Annotated in this window: 18 protein-coding genes and 1 riboswitch; of the genes, 13 read left to right on the top strand and 5 right to left on the bottom strand. The window is 71.8% G+C overall.

What is annotated here, in order from left to right; translation table 11 throughout:
- A partial coding sequence (locus AYO52_RS10995) for an LLM class flavin-dependent oxidoreductase (protein ID WP_156523586.1) occupies nucleotides 1-392 on the top strand: 392 nt, incomplete at its 5' end.
- A gap of 43 nt (nucleotides 393-435) precedes the next feature.
- Here AYO52_RS10995 and AYO52_RS10990 read toward each other — a convergent pair.
- Nucleotides 436-891 (bottom strand): hypothetical protein, encoded by a 456-nt coding sequence (locus AYO52_RS10990; protein ID WP_067716978.1) that lies wholly within the window; start codon nucleotides 889-891, stop codon nucleotides 436-438.
- Nucleotides 892-1,001: 110 nt separating this feature from the next.
- Nucleotides 1,002-1,099, top strand: a riboswitch (TPP riboswitch).
- 90 nt (nucleotides 1,100-1,189) lie between these two features.
- On the opposite strand from AYO52_RS10990, the gene AYO52_RS10985 reads away from it, so the two are divergent.
- From AYO52_RS10985 to AYO52_RS10965, 5 genes are all read left to right on the top strand, one after another.
- The gene (locus AYO52_RS10985; protein ID WP_067716975.1) at nucleotides 1,190-1,954 is read left to right on the top strand and encodes a 3-oxoacyl-ACP reductase; all 765 of its coding nucleotides are present in this window, start codon (nucleotides 1,190-1,192) and stop codon (nucleotides 1,952-1,954) included.
- 116 nt (nucleotides 1,955-2,070) lie between these two features.
- Entirely contained in the window at nucleotides 2,071-3,102 is a 1,032-nt protein-coding gene (locus AYO52_RS10980) for an ABC transporter ATP-binding protein (protein WP_082923949.1), read from the top strand.
- Nucleotides 3,099-3,845, top strand: coding sequence for an ABC transporter (locus AYO52_RS10975; RefSeq protein ID WP_067716973.1), 747 nt, complete (start codon nucleotides 3,099-3,101; stop codon nucleotides 3,843-3,845). The genes AYO52_RS10980 and AYO52_RS10975 overlap by 4 nt, the downstream gene beginning before the upstream one ends.
- Before the next feature lie 23 nt (nucleotides 3,846-3,868).
- The gene (locus tag AYO52_RS10970; RefSeq protein ID WP_067716970.1) at nucleotides 3,869-5,221 is read left to right on the top strand and encodes a histidine kinase; all 1,353 of its coding nucleotides are present in this window, start codon (nucleotides 3,869-3,871) and stop codon (nucleotides 5,219-5,221) included.
- Complete coding sequence (locus AYO52_RS10965; RefSeq protein ID WP_067717062.1) at nucleotides 5,218-5,862, top strand: response regulator transcription factor; 645 nt, start codon at nucleotides 5,218-5,220, stop codon at nucleotides 5,860-5,862. The genes AYO52_RS10970 and AYO52_RS10965 overlap by 4 nt, the downstream gene beginning before the upstream one ends.
- A 165-nt stretch (nucleotides 5,863-6,027) precedes the next feature.
- Here the strand turns inward: AYO52_RS10965 and AYO52_RS10960 are convergent, their stop codons facing one another.
- Entirely contained in the window at nucleotides 6,028-6,252 is a 225-nt protein-coding gene (locus AYO52_RS10960) for a hypothetical protein (protein ID WP_067716967.1), read from the bottom strand.
- A 133-nt stretch (nucleotides 6,253-6,385) separates the two neighbouring features.
- On the opposite strand from AYO52_RS10960, the gene AYO52_RS10955 reads away from it, so the two are divergent.
- The gene (locus AYO52_RS10955) at nucleotides 6,386-7,324 is read left to right on the top strand and encodes an SDR family oxidoreductase (RefSeq protein WP_371517636.1); all 939 of its coding nucleotides are present in this window, start codon (nucleotides 6,386-6,388) and stop codon (nucleotides 7,322-7,324) included.
- 220 nt (nucleotides 7,325-7,544) lie between these two features.
- On the opposite strand, the gene AYO52_RS10950 is transcribed toward AYO52_RS10955, so the two are convergent.
- Nucleotides 7,545-8,483 (bottom strand): IclR family transcriptional regulator, encoded by a 939-nt coding sequence (locus AYO52_RS10950; protein WP_067716965.1) that lies wholly within the window; start codon nucleotides 8,481-8,483, stop codon nucleotides 7,545-7,547.
- A 166-nt stretch (nucleotides 8,484-8,649) separates the two neighbouring features.
- Here AYO52_RS10950 and cysD point away from each other — a divergent pair, with 166 nt between their 5' ends.
- The 4 genes from cysD to AYO52_RS10930 are packed head-to-tail and all read left to right on the top strand — an operon-like array spanning nucleotide 8,650 to nucleotide 13,740.
- On the top strand, nucleotides 8,650-9,567 hold the full coding sequence (gene cysD / locus AYO52_RS10945) for a sulfate adenylyltransferase subunit CysD (protein WP_067716962.1): 918 nt from the start codon (nucleotides 8,650-8,652) through the stop codon (nucleotides 9,565-9,567).
- On the top strand, nucleotides 9,567-11,507 hold the full coding sequence (gene cysC / locus AYO52_RS10940; RefSeq protein WP_082923948.1) for an adenylyl-sulfate kinase: 1,941 nt from the start codon (nucleotides 9,567-9,569) through the stop codon (nucleotides 11,505-11,507). Before cysD ends, cysC begins: the two co-directional genes overlap by 1 nt.
- A gap of 4 nt (nucleotides 11,508-11,511) precedes the next feature.
- Complete coding sequence (locus tag AYO52_RS10935) at nucleotides 11,512-12,420, top strand: sulfite exporter TauE/SafE family protein (protein ID WP_067716959.1); 909 nt, start codon at nucleotides 11,512-11,514, stop codon at nucleotides 12,418-12,420.
- Nucleotides 12,421-12,477: 57 nt separating this feature from the next.
- Entirely contained in the window at nucleotides 12,478-13,740 is a 1,263-nt protein-coding gene (locus AYO52_RS10930; RefSeq protein WP_082923947.1) for a sodium:proton antiporter, read from the top strand.
- Nucleotides 13,741-13,780: 40 nt separating this feature from the next.
- On the opposite strand, the gene AYO52_RS10925 is transcribed toward AYO52_RS10930, so the two are convergent.
- Nucleotides 13,781-14,263 carry an Rrf2 family transcriptional regulator gene (locus AYO52_RS10925; protein ID WP_067717051.1) on the bottom strand — a complete coding sequence of 161 codons (483 nt, stop codon included), beginning with the start codon at nucleotides 14,261-14,263 and terminating at the stop codon, nucleotides 13,781-13,783.
- Nucleotides 14,264-14,309: 46 nt separating this feature from the next.
- Entirely contained in the window at nucleotides 14,310-15,251 is a 942-nt protein-coding gene (locus tag AYO52_RS10920; RefSeq protein ID WP_082923952.1) for a sulfite exporter TauE/SafE family protein, read from the bottom strand.
- A gap of 250 nt (nucleotides 15,252-15,501) precedes the next feature.
- Here AYO52_RS10920 and AYO52_RS10915 point away from each other — a divergent pair, with 250 nt between their 5' ends.
- Both AYO52_RS10915 and AYO52_RS10910 read left to right on the top strand, forming a co-directional pair.
- Nucleotides 15,502-15,717, top strand: coding sequence for a hypothetical protein (locus AYO52_RS10915; RefSeq protein ID WP_067716955.1), 216 nt, complete (start codon nucleotides 15,502-15,504; stop codon nucleotides 15,715-15,717).
- Between the two features lie 43 nt (nucleotides 15,718-15,760).
- Nucleotides 15,761-16,588, top strand: a complete 828-nt coding sequence (locus AYO52_RS10910; protein WP_067716952.1) for a 3'(2'),5'-bisphosphate nucleotidase CysQ — start codon at nucleotides 15,761-15,763, stop codon at nucleotides 16,586-16,588.
- Nucleotides 16,589-16,610 lie beyond the last annotated feature (22 nt).

Genomic DNA, 16,610 nt, shown 5'->3' with positions numbered 1-16,610 from the left:
TGCTCCCGGCCGTCGAGGAGGGCGCCGGGGTCAACGAGCGTGACTCCTCGCAGATCGACCGGATGATCGAGATCAAGATCTCTTACGACCCCGACCCGGCCGCCGCGCTGGAGAACTGCCGCTTCTGGGCGCCGCTCAGTCTGACCCCGGAGCAGAAGCACTCGGTGGATTCGCCGCGCGAGATGGAGCGCCTGGCCGACGAGTTGCCCATCGAGCAGGTGGCCAAGCGGTGGATCGTCGCCTCCGACCCCGACGACGCGGTCGAGCAGGTCCGCCAGTACGTCGACGCGGGGCTCAACCACCTGGTCTTCCACGCCCCCGGCCACGACCAGAAACGCTTCCTCGACCTGTTCACATCCGACCTCGAACCGCGTCTGCGTCGCCTCGCGTAGGCGCCGTGGGCGGGCCTGTGACGCGCCCGGCCGCCCGCCCCGGTCAGGCCCGAGTGAGCAGCAGCGGCGCTGCCGCAGCCCGCGACCAGCGTCCGCCCGCGAAGGTCAGACCGATCAGGCGCCGGTCGTCGAGCGGGCGGAACTCGTCCCGGACCCAGCGCCACGGCATCGGGCTCGTGGCGCCGTACGAGCAGACGATCACCTGCCGGCCGTCGAGCCACGAGGGCTCCAGCGTCACCCGCATCGGTAGGGTCTCCCGCGGCGGGCGGCCCTCGTCGTCGTCGACAAGGTTTATCGCGCCGCCCCCGGAGGCGAAACGCTTGCCCTGCCAGCCCGGCATCCCGCCGAGGGCGATAACGCGCGGTGCCACCACCCTCAGCGGTGCCGGGCCGACGAACGTGACGAGGTAGTCGCCCGGGGCGGGCAGATCGGTCGGCGGTGTGGCCTGCGAGAACAGGTCGCGCAGCCGGCCGAGCGAGGAGGGCAGGGCGGTGGTCACGGGGCTCCGATCGTCGGGGGCGTTCGCCGATCCTAGGACGGTTGTCCAGCCACGCGGGACAGATCGGCAGTGTGGCTTCGCGTTCAGCCGGCCGCGGGTGGCCTAGGCTCGCACTCGACACGGGGTGCTGCCCATCCGGACAGCTGAGATCACACCCGTCGAACCTGAACTGGGTAGTTCCAGCGGAGGAATGTCGATTCGTCGCCCCGGGCGGCGTCGCCTCGCAGTCGTGCGGTCGCCGTGCGGCGGGCAGGTGGGCATCGCGCTCCCCGTGGGGAACCACCGGGAAGCGAGTGGAATGCGTATCAACGAGCAGGTCGTCCTGGTCACCGGCGGAGCCCGCGGACTCGGCGTGGACATCATCCGCGCCTTCTCCCGAGAGGGCGCCCTCGTCGTCGTCAACTATCGACGCAGCGAGGCCGCCGCCGCCGACCTCGTCCGTGAGCTCGGCGAGGACCGCGCCGTCGCACTACGCGCGGACGTGACCGACGACGACGAGGTGCGCGCCCTCTTCGACGCGGCCCGCGCCCACTTCGGTCGACCGATCAGCACGGTCGTCAACAACGCGCTGGCCGACTTCGAGTTCAACGGCGATGCCAGGCCGCGGCCGGAGACCCTGACCTGGGAGGATTTCGACTCCCAGCTGCGTGGCGCGGTCAAGGCCACCCTCGCCACGACCCAGGCCGCGCTGCCGGGGATGCGCGAGGCGGGGTTCGGGCGGATCGTGACCATCGGCACCAACCTGTTCCAGCACCCGGTGGTGCCGTACCACGACTACACCGCCGCCAAGGCCGCCGCGCTGTCGCTGACCCGCACCCTCGCCGCCGATCTGGGGCCGGACGGCATCACGGTGAACATGGTCTCCGGCGGTCTGCTGCGCACCACCGACGCGAGCGCCGCCACGCCTGCGGAGGTGTTCGACCTCATCGCCTCGGGGACGCCGCTGCGCCGCGCGATCACCCCGGCCGAACTCGCCGACGCGGTGCTGTTCTTCGCCTCCCCGTGGGCGCGCGCCGTGACCGGGCAGAACCTCATCGTGGACGGGGGACTGGTCAAGGGGTAGCCGATCCGGGCTCGAGGCTCTCGCGTGCCGACGCCGGGACCCATGACAGTTGTCACCGGTGAAGTCGTGACAGGCGGCTCTTCTGGCCGTCCTCGCAGGTGAGCGAGGGTGGAAGCATGGTTATCCACCGCTCCACCCGCCCCCGGGACCCAGGCCGCGTCGGCGCCGTGATCGACACCGACGCGCCCGCTCCCGCCCTCGAATTCCACGACCTGACCCAGACGTTCACCCGGCCTCGCGCCGAGACGGTCCACGCCCTCCGCGGCATCGACCTGCGGATCGACCCCGGCGAGGTGGTGGCGCTGCTCGGCCCCAACGGTGCCGGCAAGACCACCGCCCTCGACATCGCGCTCGGCCTCACCGAGCCGACCGGCGGGCGGGCCCGAGCGTTCGGCGCCGTCCCCAGACAGGCCGTCGCCGACGGGCGGATCGCCGCCGTCCTCCAGACCGGGGGACTGCTGTCCGACCTCACGGTCGAGGAGACCGTCCGGGCCATCGCGGCCCTGTACCGGGACCCGCTCTCCGTGGGCGAGGTACTCGACCGGGCAGGGATCGCCACGATCGGCCGCCGGAAGGTCTCCCGCTGCTCGGGCGGCGAACAGCAACGACTCCGCTTCGCCCTGGCGCTGCTGCCGGATCCCGACCTGCTCATCCTCGACGAGCCGACCGCCGCGATGGACGTGGGCACGCGCCGTGAGTTCTGGTCCACCATGCACGCCGAGGCCACGTCCGGGTCGACCGTCTTATTCGCCACCCACCACCTGGAGGAGGCCGAGGCGTTCGCCGACCGCATCGTGCTCATGGCCCGCGGCCGGATCGTGGCCGATGGCCCGGTCGAGGCGATCCGTGCGATGGCCACGGGCACCCGCCTCACCGCGGTCTGGACCCCCGGGCCCGGTGAACCCGCACCCCACGACCTGCCCGGGGTCACCGCGGTGGAACGCACACCCACCCGGGTCATCCTCACCAGCACCGACAGCGACGCCACCGCGGGCGCGCTGCTGCGCGGGACCGCCGCCCGTGACCTCACCATCAGCCCGCGGTCGCTGGACGACGCCTTCGTCGCCCTCACCGCCGCACCCGACACCACAGCCCCCGACACCACCGACCCCGACACGACCGACCCCGACCAGGAGGCCGCCCGATGAACGCCACCTACTGGGCCATCGACCTGCGCCGCACTCTGCGCGACATCACCAACATCTTCTTCATCGCCGGACTGCCGCTCATCATGTACCTGGTGTTCGGCAGCGCCCAGTCCTACCGGGACGAGCCCGTCGCACACGGCAACGTGGGCTCGGTCGTCATGATCTCCATGGCCGTCTACGGCGCCGTCACCGCCACCACCTCGATCAGCGGCGGGGCCGCTCTCGAACGCTTCCAGGGCTGGGGACGTCAACTCGGGTTGACCCCGTGGAGCAGCACCGGCTTCGTGATCACCAAGTCCGCCGTGGCCATGACGGTGGCGGCTGTGCCCGTCCTCTCCGTGGGGCTCGTCGGCGCGCTCACGGGGGCTGAAGCCACGCCGCTCGCGTGGGTGCTGGCCCTGGCCGCGGCGTGGATCGGGTCGGCGGTGTTCGCCGGGTACGGACTGACCGCCGGGATGGCGTTCCGCTCCGAATCCGCGTTGGGCGTGGCCGGTGGGAGCCTGGTCCTGTTCGCCCTGGCCGGCAACCTGTTCATCCCGCTGTCGGGGACCGCGCTGGAGCTCGCCCGGTTCACGCCGCTGTACGGGATCAACGCGCTGGCCCGCTTCCCGCTCACCGGCGGGGTGGTGACCGAGTCCGTGACCGACCCGTTGTGGCTTCCGCTGCTCAATGTGACCGCGTGGGCCCTCATACTGGGGACGACGGCAACAGTTCTGGTGCGTCGCCGTCGGGGCCGGGACTAGAGACGGCAGGGGAGGTCGGGTCGATGACGACGGGCAGCAGAACCACCTGGCGCCGGGTCCGGGACGCCCTCACCAGCCCGAATGTCCTGTTCTCCCTGATCTGGCAGGTCTTTCTGATCTACCCGGTCCTCGCCGTCGTCTATTCCGGCGCGCCCACCGCACCCACGGTGCTGGGCCTGGCCTCCGTCGCCGTCTTTTCCGCCGTCTACCTCGCCGGCTTCGCCTCGCCCGCCGTCACCCGCGACTACCCGCTACACCTGCGCAGGACGGCGCGCCCCACCCGAGATGCGTCGACGCTCGCGGCCCGTGGTGAGTCGCCGCTCGCGTCTCGCGGTGAGGCGCCGCTCGCGGCGGACGAGAACTGGCTCGACCACCCGGCCGGGACCCCTGCGCCGCTCGGCCTCGGCTACCTGGCCGGACTCGTGGTGTGCGCGTTCGGAACCCTGCCGGCCGCGGGGATCAACGGCCCGACCAATTTCCTGCCGTTCATCGCCTGCTTCACCGCCGCCGCCTGGCCGCTGCGGCGCAGCGTGCCCGCCGCGGTGGCGCTGATCGTCCTCGGGTGTGGCGCGGCGCTGCTCGAGAGCAACGTCGCCATGCTCATCCCGTGCTTCCTGGTGATCCCGGTGGTCCTGTCGATGATCGGCACCCGCATCTCCGTGGGCATCAGCGACCGCGAGGGCCACTACCGGCGCGCGCTCGGGGTGGTGGAGGAGCGCGAGCGGATGGCCCGGGACCTCCACGACGTGCTCGGCCACACCCTCACCGCCCTGACCATCCGCGCCCAGCTCGCCCGGGCCCGACTCGACTCCGACCCGGATATCACCCGCGCCGAACTGGAGAACATCGAGACGCTCACCCGCACCGCGCTGGCGGAGATGCGGCAGACCGTGTCCGGGATGCGCGTCGCCGATCCCGCGCGTGAGCTCGCCGACCTCACCGGATCCCTCCGCGCCGCCGGGATGGACGTGCGCGTGGACGGCACCCCGGATCTCGTTCCCGCGCAGTACGCGGTGCTCGTCGCGTGGACCCTGCGGGAGGCGGGCACCAACATCGCCCGGCACTCCGAGGCCCGCCGCGTCACCGTCGAATTCACCGCCGGCGGCGTGCGCCTCACCGACGACGGCCGGGGAATCCACGCCCGCCGGGAGGCCGGCTCCGGCACGGGCGAGGGGCCCGGCACGGCAGGGACCGGCACGGCGGGGCGCGGGCTCGAGGGCCTCGCGGCGCGGGCCGCGGACGCGGGCGCACGGTTCGAGGTGCGTGACCGCAGTGCCGCCGCGGCCGGGGTCGGGGCGGCCGGACCCGGCAAAGGCTGGCCCGGCGCCGAGACCCACGAGACCGGGACCGTCGTGGCAGTGGGGTGGGCGCGATGAGCGAGGCCGTGCCCGGCTCCGCACCCGCTGCGGCGCCGATCCGACTCGTCCTGGCCGACGACCAGGCGCTCGTCCGGGGTGGCCTCGCGGCGCTGCTCGCCCTGGAACCGGACATCGACGTGGTCGCCGAGGTCGGACGCGGGGACGAACTCCTGGCGGCGGTCGAACGTCTCCGGCCCGACGTCTGCGTGGTGGACATCGAGATGCCGGGTGGGGACGGCATCACCACCACCCGGCGGATCCGGGAGGAGCACCCGGACGTTCGCGTCCTGATCGTGACCACCTTCGGCCGCCCCGGATATGTGAGCCGTGCGCTCGAGTCGGGGGCCGGCGGGTTCGTGGTCAAGGACACGCCCGCCGGCGAGCTGGCGGACGCGGTGCGGAAGGTGAACGCGGGCGAGACCGTCGTGGACCCGGTCCTGGCCCGTGACTCGATGGTCTCCGGCCCCGACCCCCTCACTCCCAGGGAGAAGGACGTCCTGCGTCACGCGCTGACCGGGGCCCGCGTCGCCGACATCGCCGCCGATCTGGTCCTGTCGCAGGGCACCGTGCGCAACCACCTGTCCTCGGCGATCGCCAAGACCCACACCACCACGCGGGGCGAGGCGGCGCGGGAGGCGCAGGCGCGCGGCTGGCTCTGACGGCCCCGGGGCGTGGTTTTCCCGGCCCAGACCGCCCGGGGCGCGGGTCCTCACAACCTCGCCCGGGGGGCGCGGGTTCTCACAACCTCGGCCCCGAACGCGAGAACCGGCCGACCCGCGGTGAAGCGGGGTGCGGCCGGCCGCGTCAGATCGTGTTGTGACCGATCAGGCGATGCCGGTGCCCTCGTCGGCCGCGGGGGAGGTGTTGGTGCCACCGTCGTTGATCTCGAAGCGCGTCCACTTGCCGTCCATGTCGACCTCCATGGCGTAGCCGAGCGAATCCTCCGGGACCTCGACCGTCTTGAACCAGTCGTAGGCCTTGGTGTCGTCGGCGAACTCCTTCTCGTCGATCACGTTCTGCTCGGGGTCAATCACGCGGTAACGGGGCATGCTTGCTCCTTCGTCTCGTGGGAAGTTGAGTTCTCCTCCGCAGTGTGGGGGATTCGACGTCGACTCGCATCCGGACGGGGGCCACCCGTCGCGCGTACCGTCGATGCAGCTACACGACCCAGGAGGCCCGCCAGTGAGCACCGACCCCACCTTCACGCCCTCCGACCAGCCCGACGCCGTCCAGCCGGACGAAGCGGCCCTGGTCGATCCCACCTCCAAGTACGAGGTGGAGATCCCGATGCAGTCGCAGCCCGTCCCCGGGCTGGCCTCCGAGCTCGACCCGCCGGCCGACCACGGCGAGACGTCGTATGTCGGCCACGGTCGGCTCACCGGCCGGCGGGCGCTCATCACCGGCGGTGACTCGGGAATCGGTCGGGCCATCGCGATCGCCTACGCCCGCGAGGGTGCCGATGTTGCGATCGGCTACCTGCCGTCCGAGCAGTCCGACGCCGACGAGGTCGCGCGACTTGTCCGCGAGGCCGGGCGGACGTGCGTGCTGTTGCCCGGCGACGTGGGCGACGAGGAGGTCGCCCGGGGGACCGTCCGCGACGCCGTCGCCGGGCTCGGCGGAATCGATGTGCTGGTGCTCAACGCCGCCCGGCAGACCTACGTGGAGAACCTCGAGGACCTGACCTCCGAGCAGTGGGCGGAGACGATGAACGTCAACATCTCGGCGCCGTTCTGGATGATGCAGGAGGCCCTGGGGCATCTGCAGCCGGGCGCGAGTGTCATCTTCACCTCGTCGGTGCAGGCCTACACCCCGTCACCGGGCCTTGTGGACTACGCCACCTCCCGCGCGGCCGTCAACACCATGTCCAAGGCGCTCGCCCAGCAGCTCGCGCCCCGGGGGATCCGCGTCAACGCCGTGGCGCCCGGGCCGTTCTGGACGGCGCTGCAGGTGACCGGTGGGCAGAAGCCGGAGAAGCTGCCGTACTTCGGCCAGAAGAATCCGCTGGGCCGGCCCGGTCAGCCGGTGGAGATGGCGGGCGCGTATGTCTACCTGGCCTCCGAGGAGTCCTCGTACACGACCGGCAACACGCTGTCGGTGACGGGAGGCGCGCCCACGCCCTGAGCCGGCCCAGCGCAGCCGCCCGTTGGTGCAGCCGCCCGCCGGGTTGGCGTCTCGCGTGAGCCGCGGTGCGCGCGAGACGCCAGGTTCGCGGGCGGCTGTGCTGTGGCCGGGCAGGCGCTCGCGCGAGACGCCATCCGCGGGAGCGCCTGCTGGCTCGGGGCGGGAGCGTCTGCCGGGTGGCGGCGGGCGGGTGTGAGTGCGGCGGCCGGGCGGGCCGGGCTCAGGGGTGGCGCGCCGCGTGCGCCGGGTGGACGAGGTGCGGGGGCAGGCCGACGGCGGGGGCGCGGCCCGGGCGCGAGGCCAGCCGGGCGGAGACCGAGTCGGCGCACGCGCTGACCGCCCGGGTGGCACGGGCGACGGCCCGACCGGTCATGCGTCGGCCCGGGGCGACGGCCACCGATCCGATCGCGCGGCCGTCCGCACGCAGGACCGGTGCCGCGATCGAGGCCACCGCCAGGTCCGCGGCGGCGTCGAGCTCCGCGTTGGTCACGTCGAGTTCCGACAGCTCCACGAACAGTTCGGACACGCGGTCACGGACCAGGGCACCGATCCCGGACGCCTCGAGGGAGTCGGCCATCCGGAGTAGTTCGCGTCGTGCGGGGGTCAGTCGCTCGATCGACCACCCGCGTCGCGCGATCTGCGGCAGGACAGTCTCGAGTCGATCCCGTGCGGCGGGGGTGAGCCCCGCGGAGTCGGCGAGCCAGCGGCGCTGCTCGACCACGGGGAGGCGGGCCGCCAGTTCGCGGGCGAAGGGCGCACGCACCGGGACCACATGACCGACGGGCATGACCTCCCGGGAGGCGGTGCGCATGCCGGCACCGACCGAGTCCACGACCTCGGCCATCCCGTCGCGGAGCTCAAAGACCACGGCGGCGATGCCGGTGGCGTCGGCCAGGGCCTCGAGGGGCTCGCGGGCCGCCCGGACGAGATCGACCTCGGCGCCCAGCGCCGTGCCCACCTCGCGCAGTCTCGGCCCGGCACGCCACCCGCCGCCGACCTTCTCCGCCCAGGCCTGGGACTCCATCTCGGAGAGCACCGCGTGGAGGGTCGACCGGCTGGCGCCGGCGACGCGCGCGAGCTCGGCCAGGGGCAGGGGAGGGCCGTCGTTCGCGAGGGCCTCGATCACCGAGAGCGCCCGATGGGTCGGTTCGTGTCGCATAGTCGACAGGGTATGCCTGTTATTCGACAGGGGCATGCCAGATGCCCTCGCCGAGGTGCATATCGCGGCTCGGCGGGCGCACGATGGTGCGGATGCCCGATGGCAGACAGATCTGTCTGCCGTCAGCCGCCCGGTACCCCGGACGGTCCACGACACTGGAGGTCGCATGACGACGAGGTCGGCGGTGACGCTCTCGCATCTCGACGCGCTCGAGGCGGAGTCCGTCCACATCTTCCGCGAGGTAGCCGCGCAGTTCGAACGCCCGGGGATGCTCTTCTCCGGCGGCAAGGACTCGGTGGTGATGTTCCACCTCGCCCGCAAGGCCTTCTGGCCCGCGCCGATGCCGTTCCCGCTCATGCACGTGGACACGGGACACAACTTCGACGAGGTGATCGAGTACCGCGACCGGGTCGTGGCGGAGACCGGCGTCCAGCTGCTCGTCTCCCACGTCCAGGACGACATCGACGCCGGCCGCGTGGTCGAGGAGACCGGTCCGGGCACCAGCCGCAACCGGCTGCAGACCACCGCCCTCCTGCGCGGCATCCAGGAGAACCGCTTCGACGCGGTCTTCGGCGGTGCCCGCCGCGACGAGGAGAAGGCCCGCGCCAAGGAGCGCGTCTTCTCGTTCCGTGACGCGTTCGGCGCCTGGGACCCCCGCGCGCAGCGCCCGGAGCTGTGGAAGCTCTACAACGGCAACCACCGCAAGGGCGAGCACATCCGGGTCTTCCCGCTGTCCAACTGGACGGAGCTGGACATCTGGCAGTACATCGAGCGCGAGGACATCGACCTGCCGCCGATCTACTACGCCCACGAGCGTGAGGTCATCGAGCGCGACGGCATGCTCCTGGCCAACACCCGGTTCCTCGAGACGCTGCCCGGCGAGGAGGCCCGCACCGAACTGGTCCGCTTCCGCACCGTCGGCGACGCCACCTGCACCGGCTGCGTCGAGTCCGACGCCGCCGACAACGCCGCCGTCGTCGCCGAGGTCGCGGGCACCCGCGTCACCGAGCGCGGCGCGACCCGCGCCGACGACCGGATCTCCGAGGCCGGAATGGAAGACCGCAAGAAGGAGGGCTACTTCTGATGAGCACCCCGACCACCGCCGGTTCGGCCCCCACCACCGCGGTCCCGAACCCCGAGGCCGCCACCGTGGAGACCGGCCACACCATGTCCGACCAGGCCCAGTTGCTGCGCATCGCCACCGCCGGCTCCGTCGACGACGGCAAGTCGACCCTCATCGGTCGGCTGCTGTTCGACTCCAAGGGCATCTTCGAGGACCAGCTCGCCTCCATCGAGGCCACCTCCGCCAAGCGGGGCGACGAGTACACCGACCTCGCGCTGCTCACCGACGGGCTGCGGTCCGAGCGGGAGCAGGGCATCACGATCGACGTGGCGTACCGCTACTTCTCGACCCCGCGGCGCAAGTTCATCATCGCGGACACCCCGGGCCACGTGCAGTACACGCGCAACATGGTCACCGGCGCCTCGACGGCCGACGTGGCGATCATCCTCGTCGACGCCCGCAAGGGTGTCCTCGAGCAGACGCGCCGCCACGCCTTCCTCTCCGCACTGCTGGGCATACCGCGCCTGGTCGTGGCCGTGAACAAGATGGACCTGGTGGACTACGACGAGGCCACCTTCGAGGCCATCCGCACCGAGTTCACCGACTTCGCCGCCAAGCTCGAGGTCCACGACGTCACGTTCGTGCCGCTGTCCGCGCTCAAGGGCGACAATGTGGTCAACGGGGCCGTCGATTCGACTGATTCCATGCCCTGGTACACCGGGCCGGCGCTGCTGGACCACCTCGAGAACGTGCACATCGCCTCGGACCGCAACCTCACCGACGTCCGGTTCCCGGTCCAGTACGTGATCCGTCCCCAGCGCGCCGACGGCCTGGATCACCGCTCGTTCGCCGGCACCGTCGCGGGCGGCATCATCAAGGTCGACGACGACGTGGTGGTCATGCCGTCCGGTCGGCAGTCCACGGTCAAGGCGATCTGGGGCCCGGGCGGGGCGGAGCTGGACGAGGCCGCCGCGCCCGCCGCCGTGACGATCGCACTGAACGACGAGATCGACATCGTCCGCGGCGAGATGATCGCCCGTCCGGGCAACCGTCCGCACCAGGGCACCGAACTCGAGGCGATGGTCTGCTGGTTCGACGACGCCACCACGCTGCAGCAGAACAAGCGCTACGTCATCAAGCACACCACCCGAGACACCAAGGCGATCGTCACGGGGATGGAGTACCGGCTCGACGTCAACACCCTGCACCGCGACCCGGATTCCACAGAGCTCGACCTCAACGAGATCGGCCGCATCGGACTGCGCACGCAGACCCCGCTGATGTACGACCCGTACCGGCGCAACCGCGACACCGGTGCGTTCATCATGGTCGACGAGATCACCGGCAACACCGTGGGCGCGGGCATGATCATCGGGCCCGCCACCACGGGGTCCAACGTGGTCTGGCACGCCGGGGCCGTCCAGCGCGGGGACCGGGGACAGGGCCGCACACTGTGGCTCACCGGCCTGTCGGGCTCGGGCAAGTCCACGATCGCGTCCGAGGTGGAGCGACTGCTCATCGAGTCCGGGCACCCCGCCTACATCCTCGACGGCGACAACCTGCGGCACGGCCTCAACGCCGACCTCGGGTTCTCGGCCGCCGATCGCGCCGAGAACATCCGCCGCACCGCGGAGGTCGCGGCGCTGTTCGCGGACGCCGGCGTCGTCGTCGTCTGTTCCCTCATCTCGCCCATGCGCGCCGACCGCGACGCGGCGCGCGACGTCCACGCCAAGGCCGACCTGCCGTTCACCGAGGTCTTCGTGGACACCCCGCTGGCCGAGTGCGAGGCCCGTGACCCCAAGGGCTTGTACGCCAAGGCCCGGTCCGGCGAGATCCCGGAGTTCACCGGGGTGTCGGCTCCGTACGAGCCGCCGCTGACCCCCGACCTGCACATCCGCCCCGAGGACGGGACCGCGGAAGAGGTCGCGCAGCGGATCCTCAGCTCCATCCTGGGAATCTGAGCCGGTGCCCGAGGCCCTCTGGACCTACGATTCGCTGGGGCTGCTGGTCGTCAGCGCCGTCATCGGTGTGGTGATCGGTCTGACGGGGATGGGCGGCGGCGCCCTGATGACGCCGGCGCTCATCCTCGTGGGCATCCCGCCGACGGCGGCGGTCGCCAACGACCTGGTGGTCAACGCGGTCAACAAGGTCATCGGCGCGGGCGTGCACTGGCGGCACGGGAAACCCAACCTCAAGATCGCGTTCTGGCTCATCCTGGGATCCGTGCCGACGGCCTACCTCGGGGCGTGGCTCGTCCACGCCATCGGCGCCGACGACGTACAGGGGCTGCTGAAGAAGGCCATCGGTGCGACGCTGATCGTGGCGTCCACCGCCTACTTCCTACGGGCGTTCTTCGAGATGTCCGGGCGCATCCGCACCGGCGATGACCCCGACCCGCCGGTCAAGCCGCTGATCACCCTGCTGGTCGGCGTGATCGGCGGCCTGATGGTCGGCATCACGTCGGTCGGCTCGGGCACCGTCATCATGATGTGCATCATGCTGCTCTACCCGACCCTGGCGGCGTTGCGGCTGGTGGGCACCGACCTGGTGCAGGCGGTCCCACTGGTGATCGCGGCGGCGATCGGGCACGTCCTGGTCACCGGCGTCGACTGGAACCTGCTGGTCCCGTTGTTGATCGGTGGGGCGGTCGGCACGTTCTTCGGCTCGAAGTTCGCCAGCCGCGTCCCGCAGGGGCTCATCCGCCGGGGCATCACGATCGTGCTGGCCGTGACCGCCTCGGCGATGCTGGGCGCCCCGCCGGCGCTGATCGGCGTGATCACGCTGGTGCTCGTGGTGGGCGGGCCGCTGGTGTGGCGGGTGCTGGTGAGCAGGTATTCCGCGCGCGCCGACCAACCGGCCGTCTCCCGCGCCTGACGGGTTCCCGACCGGTTCGGTGGCGCCGCCGCACCAGGAGCGCCCACACTTTCGTTCGTGACGAACACCGACCTCATCTACGCGGTCGTCGGCGCGGCGCTGCTCCTCGGCTCGCTCCTTCCGCGACTGCTCCGGGAGCGCATCCCGTCCGCCCCGATCATCGTGGTGGGTGTCGGCATGCTCATCGGCTGGCTCATGCCCAACGAGTCCCAGCTCGTGGACGTGATCGAACACGCGGAACTCGCCGAACGGATGGCCGAGATCACGGTGATCGTGGCGCTCTTCGGCGTCGGACTGGCCCTCGACCGCCCCCTGTCCTTCCGTGGCTGGACCACCACGTGGCGGCTGCTCGCCATCGGAATGCCGCTGTCCATCGCCGGCGTCGCGCTCCTGGGGTGGTGGGTACTGGGGGTGACCCCCGCTGTCGCTGTCCTGCTCGGCGCCGTGCTCGCCCCGACCGACCCGGTCCTCGCCTCCGATGTGCAGGTGGCGGGCCCCGGGACGGGCGAGGCCGCCGACGACGAGAACGATGAGGCGCGTTTCGCCCTCACCTCCGAGGCCGGCCTGAACGACGCGTTCGCGTTCCCCTTCGTCTACCTCGCCATCTACCTGGCCACCAAGGGCGGGCCGGGGGGCTGGCTGTGGGGTTGGCTGGCCTGGGATCTCGTGGGCAAGACGGTCATCGGCGCCGTGGCGGGGTGGGTGATCGGCCGGCTGATCGCCACTGTGCTCTACCGACACCGCGTCGGGGGATACCAGCTCATCGGCTACGCCGAACCCGCGGCCGCGGTGGCCACGCTGCTGTTCGCCTACGGGGTCGGCGAACTCGTGGGTGGCTGGGGCTTCCTCGCCGTGTTCTTCGCCGCCCTCGGTGCGCGGTCGGCTGAGCGCGAGGACGAGCGGCACGCCCACTTCCACGAGTTCATCGAGTACACCGAACACCTGCTCACCCTGCTCATCCTGCTGGTGATCGGGGCGTCGTTCATCTCCGACGCGGTCTTCCGGCTCGAGTGGTCGCACGCCGTCGTCGCGGCCGGGGTGTTGTTCGTGATCAGGCCCCTCACCGCCTGGATCGCGCTGATCGGCGACGGCAGACTGCGATCCCCGGAGCGCCTGTTCGTCTCGGCGTTCGGGGTGCGTGGCGTGGGGTCGTTGTTCTACCTCTGCTACGCCATGGGGTACTTCTCCAAGGAGGACGGCTGGTCGCTGTGGCCCGCGGTGTCGCTGGTCATCGTCGCGTCCATCGTCCTGCACGGCGCGGCGTCGTCCCCGGCCGTGACCTGGCTCGACCGCCACCGCGGGCGCGAGCAGGCGACCTGAGACCGGCGGGAGCGGACCGGGTGGCGGGACCGGCCTCCGGTCAGCGGGGCTCCCACGCGTCGGTGTCGAGGGTCAGCTCGTGGACCTCGCCCGGCAGGTGCCCGGCGGCCAGGTCGGCGATCGTCACGGCGTCCATCACCCGGCGCAGGGCCGCGCGCGAGGCGATCCACACGTGCTGCAGGATCGCGGCACGGTCGTTGTAGACCACCGACTCCGGGCGGACGTCGTAGACGCTCACCAAGGGGCCGTCGACCGCCCGCAGGACATCGGCGACCGAGATGTCCCGCGCCTCCCGGCCGAGGAACCATCCGCCCGTCTTGCCCCGGCGACTGGTCACGATCCCGGCCCGCCGCAGGTCCGACAGGATCGCCTGGAGGAACCCGTGCGGGATGTCCTGCCGCCGCCCCAGTTCTTCGGCGCTCAGCGGATTGTCGCGGGGATCGTCGTCGGGGCTGGTGAGCTGTGCCGCCGCGAGTTCGACGAGTGCGCGCAACGCATAGTCGGACTTGGCGGTGACCCTCATGCCGACAGTGTCCCAGAGGGTCCACCCCACCGGGCGTCCGCCCGGATCAGTCCTGCGCCGGGACGGATGCGGCGGCCGCGGCAGGGGCGGGACCGACCGGGTCGATGCCGGCCTCGTCGTCGTCGCCGCCGGAGGCCCTCCGCTCGGCGAGCGCGGCCCACGTGACCAGGCCGATCCACACGGTGACCAGGGACAGCAGGATCGGGGTGGTCGCCGACGCGGGAACCTCGGCCCACACCAGCAGGGTGCGGGAGTTGGTGACGACGATCAGGCCGCCGGCCGCCGTGCCGAGCACCCGGGCGGGCAGGTGCTTGACGAGCCACGCCGCGAGCGGTGCGACGAGCACACCTCCCACCAGCAGCGCCAGCGCGTAACCCCAGTTGATGCCGGCGGCGCCCAGGCCCACGAGGAAGCCGAGCGATCCGCCGACGGCCACGACGAACTCGGAGGTGTCGATGGAGCCCACGACCTTGCGCGGCTCGACCCGGCCCGAGGACAGCAGCGAGGTGGTGCCGACCGGGCCCCAGCCACCGCCGCCGAGGGAGTCGAGGGTGCCGCCGACCAGTCCGAGCGGGACGAGGAACCCGGTGCGGACCCGCCCGCGGAACTCGGGGCGACGGCCGCCGAGTGCGAGGAACCGGTACAGGACGTACAGGCCCAGGCTGAGCAGGATCGCCCCCACGACGGGCTTGGCGACGTCGGCGGGGAGGCTGGACAGCAGGGTGGCACCGGCGAACGCCCCGATCGCGCCCGGCACCGCGAGGATGCGCACGATCCGCCAGTCGACGTTGCCGAGTCGGTGGTGGGAGACGCCGGAGGCGAGGGTGGTGCCGATCTCCGCGAAGTGCACGGACGCCGATGCGGCGGCGGGCGCGATACCGGCCGCGACCAGCAGCGTCGTGGACGTGACGCCGTAGGCCATGCCCAGAGACCCGTCGATGAGTTGGGCGATGGCGCCGACGACGCCGAGCACGATGAGTGTCTTCACGAGCATCCCTAGAATAGTGAATCGATTAAGTCGATCAGTACAGTAGACATAAGGAAGGGGCACTGTCTAGACCGACCTGTCCAGTGAGGGCCGGGTGCGATTCGATCGCCCGTCCAGGACGGGATCGGGCATCGCTGAGGTGGGGCGCCGGGCGCAGTGATGTTTTCGTTGTCCAGTAGTAAAAATTTATGACACAATAGCGATCTATGTGCCGGCGGGAGGTTGGCGCAGTTTCTCCCGGGGGGGAACGATGAACGAGGTCGGACAGCGGCAGTGCTACGTCGAGGAGACGGCCGACGGCGCGGTCTGGGGCTGTCACCGCTGCGACGCCCGCAGCGGTGTCCTGCCGTCCCGGGGCGCGGCCCGGGTCGCGGCCGACGCGCACCGGTGTCCGGACGAGCCCGCCCGCGTCGTCCGCCAGTACGGGAGTGGCCGGCGCCGGGGGCTGCGGTCGCGCCGTCGGTAGGCGTCCCGCGCCGCGCCCGGAGTGCGCCTCCTAGGCTGGGGGCATGACCGCCGCCACACGTACCCCGGACCAGCAACTCGCCGTCGACCTCGCCATCGAGGCCGGGAGACTGCTGGTGGACCTGCGCTCCTCCGGCCCCACCGGACGGGAGCTCGGCGACATCGGCGACCGCCGCGCCAACACGCTGCTCCTCGAACGGCTCGCCGCCGCGCGCCCGGACGACGCGGTCCTGTCGGAGGAGTCCTCCGACGATCTCGCCCGGGTGGACGCCGACCGCGTGTGGATCATCGACCCCGTCGACGGCACCCGCGAGTACGGCCTCGGCGACCGGCCGGACTGGGCCGTCCACGTCGCCCTGTGGGAGCGCGCGGGGGACCCGGCGTTGTCGCGACTCACCGCCGCGGCGGTCGGGCTCCCGGCGCTCGGAGTGGTGTCGGGGGTCGACGACGACGAGGTCTACGCCGCACCCGTGGGCAACGGCGGGGTCGACGGGGGTGGCCTTCTTCCCCCGCGAACGGGCTCCCGACCGCGGATCGTCCTCTCGGCCTCCCGTCCGCCTCGATTCGCGGATGCGGTCGCCGAGGCGGTGGGCGGGGATCTCGTGCCGCTGGGGTCGGCCGGGGCCAAGACGGCGGCCGTCGTCCGCGGTGAGGCGGACGCCTACATCCACGCCGGCGGGCAATACCAGTGGGACTCCGCGGCGCCGGCCGGGGTGGCGTTGGCCCGTGGGTTCGTCGCGGTGCGGATCGACGGCACCCCGCTGGAGTACAACGTGTCCGACACCTACCTGCCGGACCTCGTCGTGTGCCGCGCCGACCTGGCGGACGCGATCCTCGGTGCGATCGCGGACGAGGGCGCCGCGAACCGCTAGTCACGACGCGGCGGGCCTGTGC

Source organism: Dietzia sp. 111N12-1 (assembly GCF_001658045.1).
Lineage (GTDB): Bacteria > Actinomycetota > Actinomycetes > Mycobacteriales > Mycobacteriaceae > Dietzia > Dietzia kunjamensis.
Note: the sequence above shows the minus strand (reverse complement) of the source record. Positions and strands in the feature narration are given on the sequence as shown.

Coding starts and splice junctions, on each gene's coding strand:
- AYO52_RS10960 (WP_067716967.1), bottom strand. CDS start 6,252: ATGCCCCGTTACCGCGTGATTGACCCCGAGCAGAACGTGATCGACGAG.
- AYO52_RS10985 (WP_067716975.1), top strand. CDS start 1,190: ATGCGTATCAACGAGCAGGTCGTCCTGGTCACCGGCGGAGCCCGCGGA.
- AYO52_RS10965 (WP_067717062.1), top strand. CDS start 5,218: ATGAGCGAGGCCGTGCCCGGCTCCGCACCCGCTGCGGCGCCGATCCGA.
- AYO52_RS10910 (WP_067716952.1), top strand. CDS start 15,761: ATGACCGCCGCCACACGTACCCCGGACCAGCAACTCGCCGTCGACCTC.
- AYO52_RS10980 (WP_082923949.1), top strand. CDS start 2,071: ATGGTTATCCACCGCTCCACCCGCCCCCGGGACCCAGGCCGCGTCGGC.
- cysD (WP_067716962.1), top strand. CDS start 8,650: ATGACGACGAGGTCGGCGGTGACGCTCTCGCATCTCGACGCGCTCGAG.
- AYO52_RS10950 (WP_067716965.1), bottom strand. CDS start 8,483: ATGCGACACGAACCGACCCATCGGGCGCTCTCGGTGATCGAGGCCCTC.
- cysC (WP_082923948.1), top strand. CDS start 9,567: ATGAGCACCCCGACCACCGCCGGTTCGGCCCCCACCACCGCGGTCCCG.
- AYO52_RS10970 (WP_067716970.1), top strand. CDS start 3,869: ATGACGACGGGCAGCAGAACCACCTGGCGCCGGGTCCGGGACGCCCTC.
- AYO52_RS10925 (WP_067717051.1), bottom strand. CDS start 14,263: ATGAGGGTCACCGCCAAGTCCGACTATGCGTTGCGCGCACTCGTCGAA.
- AYO52_RS10915 (WP_067716955.1), top strand. CDS start 15,502: ATGAACGAGGTCGGACAGCGGCAGTGCTACGTCGAGGAGACGGCCGAC.
- AYO52_RS10975 (WP_067716973.1), top strand. CDS start 3,099: ATGAACGCCACCTACTGGGCCATCGACCTGCGCCGCACTCTGCGCGAC.